We start from the raw sequence: 13,218 nt of genomic DNA on the forward strand, positions 1-13,218 counted from the left end.
AACGCCCCATGTGGAGCGCACGATCAGGGTGAAATAGGATCGCTCGCCGGGAAGGTTTCTTCGATGGCCTCGTCAAGCTGGCTATCGCTGACAGCGCGGTCCTGCACCTTTACATGCGACTCGCAATGGCATTCGGCACTGGGGCATGCCTGACCGCGTGGGTGCAGGTCGGCGCAGGCCTGGCTGCAAAAGGCTTTACCGTCGCGTTCATAGCGTGCGGCAGCGGTTACCTGGCAACTGCAGCCTGGGCAGGCGCATGGCAAATCCGGGGTGGCGTGGTTCATGAGTCCTCCGATTGTCAGTCATGGTTGAAGCGTCCACACCTAGTTTGATAAGCCGAAATACAAGAGTTTAAAAAAACACAGGGCAGGGGTGATGAACGGCGGGTGTGCGTGTGTGAGACAAGAAAACGAACCCTGCGCTGCCTCGTGCGTCTATGGTGATAACAACGATCACACAGACACGAGGAGGTTTACCCATGAATGATTACCCAGCGGGCGACACCGATTCAGAAGCGCGCAACCGTTCGATCGGTGATGCCATAGGCCTGGCCGCCGATGAAGTCGAGTTGTGGGTGGCTTCGGTGGAAGAAGACGGCAGCGGCATGGGCTATGTGCTGACGTTTTCTGCGGACACGCCCAGCGAAATCCTCGCCAAGGTCGAGGGGCTGGGCGCTGATCGCACGATCAATATCGGTCCGATTGATTGAATCCTGCAAGTTCAGGGGCCATTTACGGCTGCTGATAATGGCCCGGAATGTCGTGACCTTCGTCGGCCGGCTTAGTGCGTTTTTGCACTTGCACGTCGCTCAACCGCGCATCCTTGAGCTCTGCAAAGCGCTGCCTGAGCAGGGACTGAGCCAGTTGCGGGTCCAGCTCATCGCCATCGTACTCAAGCGAGCGGCTCTGCGGCTGGTTGTCGAGGATGAAGCTGACGAGGTAGTGCGGTTTGTCGAACATGACTGTTCCTCCGTTAGACTTGATGAGTGGCACCCGGGCAGGGCCTGTTCGTTTGATAACGGGACTGCACGGTGATTCAGAAAAAGTAATAAGCAGTTCTTCAGGCGTGATTGGCCCTGCGGACAACTGACTAAACGCAATGTCCGCCCTGGGAGTAGGTCAAAAAATGCGTCGCCCGCTGTTCGTTTCGCTGGACGGGCCCAAGGGCACCGGCAAGACCACGCTGCTGGAGGCCGTTACCTCAACATTGAGGGCAGACGGCAAAAAGGTGATCCGACTGTGCGAAAAAAAGAGCGATCCCCATCGGGGTGAAACCATGGCGCTGGTCAACCAGCTCGTCAGGCATCCCAGCCCGGCACTGGAGTTGGCGGTGTGTGAGCGATTTGCTGATAGCCGTGGCTGGATTTCCCGGCATGTACTGCCCAAACAGCCGTCTGACAGCATCATCCTGATTGACCGCTGGTACCCGTCTGACGCGGCGTTTCGGCGCCTGACTCCGTTCGCGCAGATTCTAAAGTTGAACATCGAGCGAGGCGTGCAAGTGCCAGACCTGCATGTCGGGGTAGTCACTGACGCTGAAACGTCATGGGCGAGGGCGGCAGCACGAACACGTGGGCTGGGCAGTACGGTGCTGCACTCCCTGGAAGAACAGGTGGCCTGCACGCTGGGGTTCGAGCAAGCGGTTGCCGATCACGGTTGGGTGCTATGCCGTAACGAAGGATGGATCGAGGACGCCACGGCGCAGGTGGTTGCTGAGATCTATGGCGTGCTGAGTGGGCGCTAGCAGTTCCGTATCGCACTGTATCTACAGGCCCTGCGGATACTTGCGGATTCAATAGACCGCTTTACCGACACATCCGCGATACTTGCAGGCGATTCAATTGGCTCCAGCGAGGGACACCCCCTCGGCCAATTGAGCAGGTAGCGCCATGTTCTTGATCGCCTTTCTCGGCGGCATCGTCACGGTACTCAGCCCGTGCATTCTTCCCGTCGTGCCCTTTTTATTCGCCCGTGCCGATCGCTCGTCAGCGTCGGTGGTGTGGACACTGCTCGGCCTGGCGCTGACCTTTGCCCTCGTGTCCAGCCTCGCCGTGGTCAGCAGTGACTGGGTAGTGACGGCCAACGGTATCGGTCGCCAGCTCGCCCTTGTGGTGCTGGTAGTGTTCGCCTTGTCGTTGCTTTCCGCCAAGGTCGGTAATGGATTGATGCGGCCGTTGACGGCACTGGGTAATCGCCTCGATCCCGCCACGCGCAGATTGTCGGGGCCCGGCGCATCGCTGCTGATCGGGGTCGCAACCGGCTTGCTCTGGGCACCGTGCGCGGGGCCCATCCTCGGGATCATCCTGACCGGCGCAATGCTTCAAGGCCCGAGCGCGCGCACCAGCCTGCTGCTGTTGGCCTACGGCTTGGGCAGTGCCGTCTCGTTGGGCGTGCTGATCTTCGCGGGCCGAGGCCTGGTGTCTCGGTTGAAGTTGTCACTGCCCGTGATCGCCTGGCTGCGGCGCGGCACTGGTTTGGCCGCGCTGGTGGTTGCGGGGGTGATCGCCAGTGGCTCGCAAAGCCAACTGCTTGCCGGCACTTCATCCCAGGGCGCTGCCAGGCTGGAGCAGTCGCTGCTGAGCGGCGTGCCCAAAACCATTGATTACCTGGTGGACAGCGTCAAGGCCGCGACCACACCTGACGTGAGTGCGAAGGGTGAAATGCCGTCCCTGTCGGGTGCTGTCCAGTGGCTGAATTCACCCGAACTGAGCAAGGAGGCCTTGCGGGGCAAAGTGGTGCTGGTGGACTTCTGGACGTTCGACTGCATCAATTGCCAGCGCAGCATTCCGTATGTGAACGAGTGGGCACGCAAATACGAGAAGGAGGGGCTGGTTGTCATCGGCGTGCACACCCCGGAGTATCCCTTTGAAAGGGTGATAGACAACGTGCGCAAAAACGTAGCGAAGCTGGACCTCAACTACCCGATCGCGATCGACAATAACTATGCGATCTGGCGCGCATTCGACAATCAATACTGGCCCGCACACTACCTCGTCGACGCCGAAGGCAAGATCCGTTACACCCACTTTGGCGAAGGCAGCTATGACACTCAGGAAAAAGTGATTCAGCAGTTGCTGGCGGAGGCTAAGAACAAGGGTTGATGACTACTGGGGATGATCCATGGGCGTCTTTGCGAAAGGTCTCAGTGTTGGCGGCAGTTTCAACTCGGCACACAGACCGCCGCCATCCCGGTTAACCAAGCGCAGAGAGCCCTGCAGGGTAAGTGCCAGTTGTTGCGAAATCGCCAGGCCCAGCCCTGTACCACCCGTTTCCCGGTTTCGCGAATTCTCCACGCGATAAAAAGGTTTCAGCACTTCGGGCAATTGGTGGTCAGGTATGCCGGGGCCACGGTCCAGCACTTGAATCAGCAGCCCACCGTCCGGCTGGCGCTGCGCAATGATTTGCACCTCTGATCCGAACTTCAAAGCGTTGTCCAAGAGGTTCACCAACACCCTGCGCAGCGCGTGGGGGCGGGTATCAATGGCTGCGCCGCCGTCAGCCTTTAACGCCACTTGCTTGCCGGTATCGAGGTAGTCAAAGACCAGGCTTTCCAGAAAGGAATCGACATCAACTCGCCGGCTGGGCTCATTGGAACCCGCCATGCTCCGCGCGTAGGCCACGCCTTCCTGGACCAGGTGCTGCATTTCCTCCAGGTCGTTGCAGAGCTTGTCCTTTTCCATCGAATCGTCCATGAACTCCGCGCGAAGCTTCATCCGTGTGATTGGGGTTTGCAGGTCGTGGGAAATCGCTGCCAACAGCTGCATGCGTTCCTTGACGTAATTCGCAATGCGCTCCTGCAGGGTATTGAAGGCGACGGCCGCGTAGACCACTTCGATTGGCCCTTCCTCCTTGAGCGGTTCGCCCTGGCCATTCGGATCCAGGCCGTCTACCGCCTGGGAAAGCCGCGTCAGCGGGCGTATGACCGTGCGTACGGCGAGCCAGGTGCAGACGAACAGCAGCAACAGTTGCGCAACCAGAACTGCCGGTAACCACGGTGATAGCGGCATCACCAAGGGTCTTACATCAATCGTCAGGGGGCTGCCGTCCTTGAGGCGCAAGTGGGCCTGATAATGAGGGCGCGCATCGGCAATATCGCTGAAGCTCAATGGGTAGTCCCGGCCCAGCGTGGCTTGCATGGAGCGCACGGAGACGGGAGCGCTGGTCATGTCCATTGGCGTGCCCGGCTGGCCCTCATCAAGTTCGTATCGGTAGTTGGGGTGTTCCAGGCGCGGCAACCATGCCTCACGCTCATTGGCCGGCAACCGCTCCAGTATCGCCAGTGAGGTGGTCAGGTCTTGTTCGAAATTGTCCAGCATCAACATCTTTGCACTTTGGTAGCGCTCATAGAACTGCAGCCCGAATGACAATCCATGGGCCACCGCCAGGCTCACCAGGAAGATCAGTGTCAACCGCGAGGCCAACGTGCGCGGCCAACGCACTATCTTCATGGCTGCGCTCCTGACACTTGCACCGCGTAGGTAAAGACATAGCCCTCGCTGCGAACAGTCTTGATGTAGGCAGGATCGCGGGCGTCGTCCTGCAGCCGATGGCGCAGCCGGCTGACGAGCAAGTCAATCGAACGGTCGAAGAGGTCGGCGTCCCGGCCCTGGGTGAGGTTGAGCAGTTGATCGCGGTTCAGCACGCGCTGGGGGTGATCGAGGAAGACGCGCAGCAAGCGATACTCCCCGCCACTTAACGTCACGATGGTGCCTTCGCTGTCCAGCAGGTGTCGAGCCGTGGTGTCCAGCCGCCATTTGCCGAATGCGAGCAGCCGGCCTGTCTCGGTGACGATCAGATTGGGCGGCAACATGCGTGTGCGGCGGAGCACGGCATTGATTCGCGCCAGTAACTCCCGGGCGACAAAGGGCTTGGCCAGGTAATCGTCGGCGCCCATCTCCAGGCCGATGATTCGATCCGTATCGTCATTGCGCGCGGTCAGCATCAGAATCGGTGTGGCCTTATGCCTGCCTGCGCGCAGTTCCCGACACAGCACCAGCCCATCGTCTCCGGGCATCATGATGTCCATCACAATCAAGTCGACCGGCGTGGACGCCAGAAAGGCACGCATCTGGCGACCGTCCGCCACTACCGTCGTGCGCAGCCCGTTTTTCTGAAGATAATTCCCCACCAGCTCTCTGATCTCGCGGTCATCGTCGACGATGAGGATGTGATCTACGTGCTCCACTTGACTCACCTTTATCCCTGTTTAACGGCGTTGAAGAAGGTCGCGTCGAGTATATCCAGGTGCTGCTTTCCAGCTGGTAAAACTTTTGCACCAGACTCGCCTGGGTGGGTTTGTATCGTTTTGTATCTGTGCCCCGGCCCGATACACAGTGATTCGTTCAAGGCGGTTGGTGACACATACCGGATACCTGCGGGGCGTTAAATGAACCCATCGAGAAGGCGCAGTCCCTCTTCAACTGATGGCTCATCTAACGCTCGGAGATCTCGTTATGCCCTGGAAAAACCCCGTGAGGATGGGCGTGTTTGGTTTGGCCCTGTTCGCAGGCAGCGGCGGTGTCTGGGCCGCCGAGGCGTCAGTTGCCAGTTCCGCCGCGACCCAACCCGAATCGATTCGGCCTTACCGAATTCATGTCGATGAAGCTCAACTGACCGATCTCAAACAGCGCATCGCCGCGACCCGCTGGCCAGACAAAGAGACGGTCAATGACGTCTCCCAAGGCGTGCAGTTGGCCCAGGTTCAGGCGTTGGTGAAGTATTGGGGCAACGGCTATGACTGGCGCAAGGCCGAAGCGAAGCTCAATGCGCTGCCTGAATTCATCACCACCATCGACGGCGTGGATATTCAGTTCATCCATGTCCGCTCGCGCAACCCGAATGCAATGCCGCTGCTGCTGACACACGGATGGCCGGGCTCGCAGTTCGAGTTCCTGAAGACCATCGGCCCGCTGACCGACCCTGTGGCTTACGGCGGTAAGGTCGAAGATTCGTTCGACGTGATCATTCCCTCGATCCCCGGTCACGGCTTTTCCGGCAAGCCCACTGAATTGGGCTGGGGGCCGGATCGCGTCGCGAAGGCGTGGGATGTGCTCATGAAGCGTCTCGGATACTCCCACTATGTTTCCCAGGGTGGTGATCACGGCTCGGTGATATCGGATGCACTGGGTCGCCTGAATCCGCCGGGTCTGTTGGGCATTCACTTGAACATGCCGGCCACCATCCCGCCTGAGTTGGTCAAGCCGATCAACAGTGGCGACCCGGCACCCGTCGGGCTCAGCGAGCCTGAGCGCAAGGCGTTTGAGTCCCTGAGTACCTTCTTCGGCCGCAACGCGGCATACGGCGCGATGATGGTGACCCGCCCACAAACCATCGGCTACCTGCTGGCCGATTCGCCCACCGGTACGGCGGCGTGGATGTACGAAAAGTTCGCCGCCTGGACCGACAGCAACGGTCAGCCTGAACGGGTACTAACCCGTGACGAGATGCTGGACGACATCAGCCTGTATTGGCTGACAAACGTCGGCGCATCGTCATCGCGTTTCTACTGGGAAAACAACAACAACAATTTCAGCGCCGCCGCGCAGAAAACCGCGAGTATCAAGGTGCCGGTGGCAATCACGGTCTTCCCCCACGAAATCTATCAGGCACCCAAAAGCTGGGCGCAACGCGCTTACCCCTCACTGGCCTACTACAACCAGGTTAACAAGGGCGGTCACTTCGCTTCCTGGGAACAACCGCAATTGTTCAGCGAAGAATTGCGTGAGGCCTTCCGGCCACTGCGCGCCAAGCTCGGCGTAACGAAGACCGCTCAGTAACGCCTACCCAACCCTGTCAATACACCGGGCCGTTATGCGGCGGCTCGCTACGGAGAAACATCATGGAGATGACCTTGCTGAACAACCAGAATAAATCCGGCCGCCTGCGGGGTTTTGCCCCCTCGCTACTGGCAGCAGCGTTGCTGCAATTGGGCGCCGTGGCGGCAGGGTTTGCCCAGGCCAGCGCTGCTGACGTACCGGCCTCCACGGTGGCCGCTATTACGCCGGGCGCTCACACTTCGCTGGGTGACCTCAAGCATGTGAAAGCGGGTCTGCTGGACGTTTCCTACGCGGAACTCGGCCCCGCCGACGGCCCGGTGGTCATTTTGCTGCACGGCTGGCCTTACGATATCAACGCCTTCGCTGATGTCGCGCCGGCTTTGGCGGACAAGGGCTATCGGGTGTTGATCCCGTCTGCCCGTGGGTATGGCGACACGCATTTTCTCTCGGCCAAGACCGTTCGCAATGGGCAACCCGCTGCACTGGCGACCGACCTGATCGACTTCATGGACGCATTGAAAATCAACAAAGCGGTGCTTGGTGGATTCGATTGGGGTGCCCGCACTGCGGATATCGTTGCCGCACTGTGGCCGGAACGCGTGAAAGCCCTGGTGGCGGTCAGTGGTTACCTGATCGGCAGCCAGGAAGCGGGCAAAGCCCCACTGCCACCCGCCGCCGAGTTGCAGTGGTGGTACCAGTTCTACTTCGCGACCGAGCGCGGGCGTCTGGGCTACGAGAAAAACACCCATGACTTCGCCAAGCTCATCTGGAAGCTGGCGTCGCCAAAGTGGAATTTCGACGACGCCACCTTTGACCGCAGCGCGGCATCCCTGCAAAACCCGGATCACGTGGCTGTGTCGATTTTCAATTACCGCTGGCGCCTCGACTTGATCAAAGGCGAGCCCAAGTACGACGCGATCGAGAAGAAGCTGGCGGCATTCCCTTCCATCAGCGTGCCGACCATCACGATGGAAGGCGACGCGAACGGCGCCCCTCATCCACCGGCTGAAGCGTACGCAAAACGTTTCACCGGCAAGTATGAGTACCGCCTTATCAGCGGTGGAATAGGCCACAACCTGCCTCAAGAAGCGCCGCGGGCGTTCGCCCAGGCGGTGATTGACGCCGATCATCTCTGACAGGGAGCGTCACCATGAAACTCATGCATCTGTCCGGGGCTGTTGCAGCGCTTGCGCTCACCGTCACTGGCCTCGCAATGGGCGATTCCGCTGGCGGTGACGCTTCACCAATCTACGGCGTGAAGATTCCCGAAGGCTATCGCCAGTGGCCGCTGATTGCGCCAGCGCAGGAAGCCGCGCCCTTGGATGAACTGCGCGCCGTGGTCGGCAATAACCTGGCAATCAAGGCCTACCAGGATTCAGCGCTGCCGTTTCCCGATGGCACGGTGCTGGTGAAACTGGCGTGGAAGCACGTCCAGTCGCCGGAATTCGAGCCCGCCTCGATACCCGGCGCGACCACCACGGTTCAAGTCATGGTGAAGGATTCGAAGCAGTACGCGGCGACCGGTGGGTGGGGCTTTGGGCGTTTTATCAACGGCAAAGCGGTCGACCAGGCTCAGCACGAGACGTGTTTTGCCTGTCATCAAGCGCGCGTCAAAAACCATGATTTCGTGTTCACCCGGTACGCCCCATAACCCCAAGTTCAAGGAGTTCTCCATGAAGAAAATCATTGCCTCACTGGCAGTCGCTGCCTCTGTGTTGGTCGGTGCTGACGCGTTCGCGCAGACTGAGAAGCCAACGGTCGTACTTGTTCACGGCGCCTTCGCCGACGCCTCGAGCTGGAACGGCGTGGTCAAGATCCTCGAAAAGGATGGCTACACCGTCGTCGCCGCAGCAAACCCGTTGCGCAGTGTGAAAAGTGATGCCGCATCCGTTGCGTCACTGATCGCGAGTATCAAGTCACCCGTGGTGCTGGTAGGGCATTCCTACGGCGGTAACGTCATCAGCGAAGCGGCTAATGACCAGGCCAACGTCAAGGCGCTGGTCTACGTGAGTGCGTTCGCCCCGGACACCGGCGAAACCGTCGCCGGCCTGGCTGGCAAGTTTCCCGGCAGCACCTTGGGGCCAACCCTCGCGGCACCGGTGCCATTGAGTGAGGGTGGCAAGGATCTGTACATCCAGCAGGACAAATTCCACGCGCAATTTGCCGCTGACGTGCCCGCCGCTGAAGCGGCAGTGATGGCCGCCACCCAGCGTCCGGTCACCGAAGCCGCGCTGAATGAGCCGTTTGCCACGCCGGCGTGGAAGCACATTCCAAGCTGGGCTATCTACGGCGACAAGGACAAGAACATTCCGCCCCAGGCACTGGCCTTCATGGCCAAGCGAGCGGAGGCTAAAGCCGTGGAAGTGGTGAAGGGCGCCTCCCATGTGGTGATGGTTTCAAACCCGGGGCCCGTTGCTCGCTTGATCGAGAGGGCCGCGTCTGCGAAATGATGAGCAGTTGGCGATGTTGGCGCCTTAGAAGTCGAAGCCTTTCTAACTGACGCTCCGCGTTCCAAATGTGGGAGGGGGCTTGCCCCCGATGGCGGTGTATCAGTCAACTATGAATTGACTGGACCAGTGCTATCGGGGGCAAGCCCCCTCCCACATGTGTTTGATGGTGTTGCTGAGATTGTATTCCAGGCATAAAAATGCCGCGTATCTCCAAATGGCGATCACGGCTCTGGTTGGCTCACTGATGGCTTAAGGTTTGACACAGCCTGCCAGGGCTACAGAGAACCAAATGTAGGAGGGGCCCCGATGGCGGCCTGACAGCCGACCAGAAATGTGGATCAGAGCGAGTACCTATCCGTTGCTGCGGTAACGGCTGCTATGGGTCTGGCACTTCGGCGCTTGATCAAGGTGCTATGCCTTGCCTGACGTAATATTCAACGCGTCAGATGCTCCATCAAATAGTCGATAAACACCCTGACACGCAGCGGCAGGTGCCTTTTTTGCGGAAATATCAGAAAAAATGGCCGGGTCGTACCGCCGTACTCGGTCAGCACCGCTTGCAGGGCGCCGCTGTCCAACTCGTCCTGAACCGTAAAACGGTACGCCTGCATCAGGCCCGCACCGCTTTTGGCCAGGGTTGCAGTAGCGAGGAAGTCGCTCTGGCAGGTGTAGTTGCCCGAGGTTTCCAATTCCACCTTCTGGCCGTTGATGTTAAATGCCCATAGCGACCTGCGCCCGCTGCTGGGCATTTCGAACTGGATGCATTCATGGCCGTTCAGGTCTGTCGGGGTCTGCGGTATACCGGCGCGTTTCAGGTAATCGGGAGTGGCAACCACCAACAGTTCCGTGTCTTCAAGACGCCTGGCGATCAAGCCGGAGTCGTCCGGTTGCCGTCCTCTGATGGCGAGGTCGAAACCTTCCTCTACGAAATCGATGTTGCGATTGCTCACATGAATGTCGATTTTTACGTGGGGATAACGCTGGCGGAAGCTCGGCAGCAGGGGCAGCAGCCGATAGTGCGCATAGGGAGTAGGGGCGCTGATGCGTATCCGCCCCGACGGTGCATCCTGGGCACCGGTGATCTCCCGTTCAGCCTCTATCAGTTGGGTCAATGCCTGCTGGCATTGCTCATAGTAGGCGCGGCCGCCTTCTGTCAGGCGCATTTGCCGCGTGGTGCGCACAAACAACACCACGCCCAGGCGCGCCTCCAGCCGGGCGATCGAGCGGCTCACTGCCGCCGGGCTCACGCCTGCCTTGGTGGATGCAGCCGTGAAGCTGCCACTTTCGGCGGTCAGGCAGAACAGCTCGATACTGCCCAGGTTGATGTCATCGAAATAGCGGCTCATGGCACTCTTATTCATTACATGGGGTATCAATTGAAATGCTTTCTACACCATTTTTCAACGCCAGGTTGTCATTTAGAGTGCAGCCTCATCCACATTAAATGCCTCAACAGGCGGAGCATCTATGAAAGCAGCACGAACTGTTATCGTCACGGGCGCGTCCAGCGGCCTGGGGTTTGCCATCGCCAAGGCCTACCTTGAGCGCGGTGACAACGTAGTCGGCAACGCCCGCACACACGCTCGGCTGCAGGAAGCCGCTGCTCGTCTGGGCAATCCTTCCAATTTCATCCTCGTGGCAGGCGATATCGCCAAGCCGGAAACCGCACAGGCCTTGTTCGATCAGGCCGTGGCTGCTTTCGGCAAGGTCGACATCCTGATCAGCAACGCCGGCATCTTCATCCCCAAGCCGGTAGGTGAATACACCGAGGCCGATGTGGACGCCATGATCAACACTAACCTGAAGGGCTTTTTCTACCCAGCCCAACTGGCAGCCAGGCATATGGCCGCCAACCAAAGCGGTCACATCATTGCGATTACGGCATCCATAGCCATGCAGCCCAATATCAAGGTTCCGGCACTGTTGCCAGTGCTGATCAAGGGCGGCCTGAATCATGCCGTGCAGGGGCTCGCCCTTGAGCTGGCGGCGGCGCAGGTGAAGGTCAATGCGGTGGCGCCGGGCATTATCAACACGCCGATGCATGGCGACAGCGAGCAACTCCATGCTGCGCTCAAGGGCATGAGCCCGAGTGGCCGTATCGGCTCGCCTCAGGATGTGGTCGATGCGGTGCTGTATCTGACCGACTCCTCATTCGTCAGCGGCGCGATCCTGCCCGTGGATGGCGGCGCTACAGCCGGAACCTGGTGAACAATAGGAGAGCAGGCACATGCCGTACGTAAACATCAAAGTGACTCAGGAAGGCGTGACCGCTGAGCATAAGCGTCAACTTATCGAAGGTGTGACTGCGTTGTTGCACAGCGTGCTGAACAAGCCGCCGGCATCGACCTTCGTGGTGATTGACGAGGTGCCCACCGACAACTGGGGTGTTGCCGGCGAGACCATCACGGCGCTGCGAGTGAAGGAAAACGCCCTTAAGCCATAGCCTTCCCAGCAGCGCCTGCGTTCGGAGCGTGAGTTGGCCGCACGCTTCAGGGCTGCAAACGCCGCACCCTCCAGCCCGTATCGCTGCGGTCGTAGCGCAATCGCTCATGCAAGCGCTCCTGCCCATTCCCCCAGAACTCCAGCGATTCAAGGCGCAACTCGAACACGCAATACCCCTCGGGACGTGGCAGCGGGCCTTGCGCCTCGGCCAGTTGCCTGGCGGCGTTGCGCATGGCTTGCACGTCCTCTAAATCTTCACTCTGGTGCGATACCGATGACATCGGGTGCGTCGCATACGGGCGCTTGAGCCACGCTTCATCGGCCTTGGCATCTGGCAGGCGCGCGGCCTGGCCGTTGAGGATGATCTGCTGACTGGTCTCGCGCCAATACAGCACACCCGACGCCCACGGGTTGTCGGTCAGTTCACGGCCTTTCTGGCTGCCGGCATGGGTGCTGAACAACAGCCCGGCGTCGCTGATTTCACTGATGACCACGATCCGCGTGGAGGGCCGGCCCTGGCGGTCGGCGGTGGCCAGCGCGAGGGCCTTGGGTTCGCGGATGCCCACGCGGCGCGCACGCTCCAGCCAGTTGTGCAGCACGCTCATGGGATCGGCGGGCAGCGTCTGATATTCGGGGAAGGGCGCATCCAGGGTGCCGGTGAGGGATTCCGACATGCCTTTACCCAGCAGCGGCTTGCCTTGCAGTGAAAGGTTCATAACACAATGCTCCCCCGTCCGAACGTGACGCCATTACCGGATACTTCGACTCGCGTCAGTTGGTCGGCGCTGCCCTCGGCTTTGGCGAACATCAGTGAAGGGCGGCCGATTTCCACCCCCTGCAAAATCTCCACGGGTTGGCCGAACGCTATCTGGCCATGGCGCGCCAGGTGAATCGCCAACGGCCCGGCAGCAGAACCGGTGGCTGCATCCTCGACCACGCCGTAGGCCGGCGAGAACATCCGGCTGCGCCAATGGCGTCCCGCGCCGGCAAAACAGTTGATGGCCATGTCGTGGAAGCTGGACAGCGCGCGATGGTCGGGGTGCAGGGCCGACAAGGCTTCAATGCTCGGCAGGCCGACGAACACATGGCGCGGGCCGTTGTGATAGATCTCGATGGGAAAGGTCGACTCGCCGATGCCCAGGGCCTCAAGCAATTCAGCGTCGCGGCCCAGGGCCGTCCAGGTCGGGATCGGCTGGTCCATGCTGGCGGCGATCACGCTGCCGTTCTGGCGCTCGAGTTCAAACGCGATGGTGCCCATTTGGGTTTCCAGGTACAGCCGGTGATTGTCGGTGTGCGCACCCAAGGCAATGGCCGTACCCAGCAACGGGTGGCCGGCGAAGGGCAGTTCGTTGACCGGGGTGAAAATCCGGATCAGCGCATCCCCACCATTACGTGGCTTGAGCACGAAGGTGGTCTCCGACAGGTTCATTTCTCGGGCGATGCGTTGCATCTGCGGGGCCGGCAAGTCGTCGGCGTCAAAGAACACCGCGACCGGATTGCCTTCCAGCGGCACGCTGGCAAAGGCGTCGATGATGACGTAGTTGTGCATGG

At 60.1% G+C, this 13,218-nt stretch carries 16 protein-coding genes; 9 read left to right on the forward strand and 7 right to left on the reverse strand.

Annotated features, from left to right (window positions below; all coding sequences use genetic code 11):
• Positions 1-23: 23 nt before the first annotated feature.
• Positions 24-284, reverse strand: coding sequence for a metallothionein (locus C4J87_RS12660; protein WP_177412746.1), 261 nt, complete (start codon positions 282-284; stop codon positions 24-26).
• A gap of 194 nt (positions 285-478) precedes the next feature.
• Between C4J87_RS12660 and C4J87_RS12665 the strand changes: the two genes are divergently transcribed.
• The gene (locus C4J87_RS12665; RefSeq protein ID WP_124367058.1) at positions 479-709 is read left to right on the forward strand and encodes a DUF317 domain-containing protein; all 231 of its coding nucleotides are present in this window, start codon (positions 479-481) and stop codon (positions 707-709) included.
• Positions 710-731: 22 nt separating this feature from the next.
• Here C4J87_RS12665 and C4J87_RS12670 read toward each other — a convergent pair whose 3' ends face one another.
• Complete coding sequence (locus C4J87_RS12670) at positions 732-959, reverse strand: hypothetical protein (RefSeq protein ID WP_124367059.1); 228 nt, start codon at positions 957-959, stop codon at positions 732-734.
• Positions 960-1,125: 166 nt separating this feature from the next.
• Between C4J87_RS12670 and C4J87_RS12675 the strand changes: the two genes are divergently transcribed.
• Together C4J87_RS12675 and C4J87_RS12680 are read left to right on the forward strand one after the other, a co-directional pair.
• Complete coding sequence (locus C4J87_RS12675) at positions 1,126-1,743, forward strand: dTMP kinase (RefSeq protein ID WP_124367060.1); 618 nt, start codon at positions 1,126-1,128, stop codon at positions 1,741-1,743.
• A gap of 145 nt (positions 1,744-1,888) precedes the next feature.
• Complete coding sequence (locus C4J87_RS12680; RefSeq protein ID WP_124367061.1) at positions 1,889-3,100, forward strand: cytochrome c biogenesis protein DipZ; 1,212 nt, start codon at positions 1,889-1,891, stop codon at positions 3,098-3,100.
• 3 nt (positions 3,101-3,103) lie between these two features.
• Here the strand turns inward: C4J87_RS12680 and C4J87_RS12685 are convergent, their stop codons facing one another.
• Together C4J87_RS12685 and C4J87_RS12690 are read right to left on the reverse strand one after the other, a co-directional pair.
• Entirely contained in the window at positions 3,104-4,447 is a 1,344-nt protein-coding gene (locus C4J87_RS12685) for a HAMP domain-containing sensor histidine kinase (RefSeq protein ID WP_124367062.1), read from the reverse strand.
• Positions 4,444-5,184, reverse strand: a complete 741-nt coding sequence (locus C4J87_RS12690) for a response regulator (protein WP_124367063.1) — start codon at positions 5,182-5,184, stop codon at positions 4,444-4,446. The genes C4J87_RS12685 and C4J87_RS12690 overlap by 4 nt, the downstream gene beginning before the upstream one ends.
• Positions 5,185-5,452: 268 nt before the next feature.
• Between C4J87_RS12690 and C4J87_RS12695 the strand changes: the two genes are divergently transcribed.
• The 4 genes from C4J87_RS12695 to C4J87_RS12710 all read left to right on the forward strand — a co-directional run bounded on the left by C4J87_RS12695 (position 5,453) and on the right by C4J87_RS12710 (position 9,225).
• A complete protein-coding gene (locus tag C4J87_RS12695; protein ID WP_256680085.1) occupies positions 5,453-6,775 on the forward strand; it encodes an epoxide hydrolase family protein in 1,323 nt (440 codons plus the stop codon).
• Positions 6,776-6,837: 62 nt separating this feature from the next.
• The gene (locus C4J87_RS12700) at positions 6,838-7,911 is read left to right on the forward strand and encodes an alpha/beta fold hydrolase (RefSeq protein WP_124367065.1); all 1,074 of its coding nucleotides are present in this window, start codon (positions 6,838-6,840) and stop codon (positions 7,909-7,911) included.
• Positions 7,912-7,925: 14 nt separating this feature from the next.
• Complete coding sequence (locus tag C4J87_RS12705; protein WP_124367066.1) at positions 7,926-8,426, forward strand: cytochrome P460 family protein; 501 nt, start codon at positions 7,926-7,928, stop codon at positions 8,424-8,426.
• Between the two features lie 22 nt (positions 8,427-8,448).
• The gene (locus tag C4J87_RS12710) at positions 8,449-9,225 is read left to right on the forward strand and encodes an alpha/beta fold hydrolase (protein ID WP_124367067.1); all 777 of its coding nucleotides are present in this window, start codon (positions 8,449-8,451) and stop codon (positions 9,223-9,225) included.
• Positions 9,226-9,659: 434 nt separating this feature from the next.
• Here the strand turns inward: C4J87_RS12710 and C4J87_RS12715 are convergent, their stop codons facing one another.
• Positions 9,660-10,571 carry a LysR family transcriptional regulator gene (locus C4J87_RS12715; protein WP_124367068.1) on the reverse strand — a complete coding sequence of 304 codons (912 nt, stop codon included), beginning with the start codon at positions 10,569-10,571 and terminating at the stop codon, positions 9,660-9,662.
• A gap of 121 nt (positions 10,572-10,692) precedes the next feature.
• Here C4J87_RS12715 and C4J87_RS12720 point away from each other — a divergent pair, with 121 nt between their 5' ends.
• Positions 10,693-11,433, forward strand: a complete 741-nt coding sequence (locus C4J87_RS12720; protein WP_124367069.1) for an SDR family NAD(P)-dependent oxidoreductase — start codon at positions 10,693-10,695, stop codon at positions 11,431-11,433.
• A 19-nt stretch (positions 11,434-11,452) separates the two neighbouring features.
• Positions 11,453-11,668: a 4-oxalocrotonate tautomerase family protein gene (locus C4J87_RS12725; protein ID WP_124367070.1), complete on the forward strand. Its 216-nt coding sequence runs from the start codon at positions 11,453-11,455 to the stop codon at positions 11,666-11,668.
• Positions 11,669-11,714: 46 nt separating this feature from the next.
• Here the strand turns inward: C4J87_RS12725 and phzG are convergent, their stop codons facing one another.
• Together phzG and C4J87_RS12735 are read right to left on the reverse strand one after the other, a co-directional pair.
• Entirely contained in the window at positions 11,715-12,383 is a 669-nt protein-coding gene (gene phzG, locus C4J87_RS12730) for a phenazine biosynthesis FMN-dependent oxidase PhzG (protein ID WP_124367071.1), read from the reverse strand.
• Complete coding sequence (locus C4J87_RS12735; RefSeq protein ID WP_124367072.1) at positions 12,380-13,216, reverse strand: PhzF family phenazine biosynthesis protein; 837 nt, start codon at positions 13,214-13,216, stop codon at positions 12,380-12,382. The genes phzG and C4J87_RS12735 overlap by 4 nt, the downstream gene beginning before the upstream one ends.
• Positions 13,217-13,218 lie beyond the last annotated feature (2 nt).

It is taken from the genome of Pseudomonas sp. R1-43-08 (assembly GCF_003852255.1).
In the GTDB taxonomy this organism is placed as follows: Bacteria; Pseudomonadota; Gammaproteobacteria; order Pseudomonadales; family Pseudomonadaceae; genus Aquipseudomonas.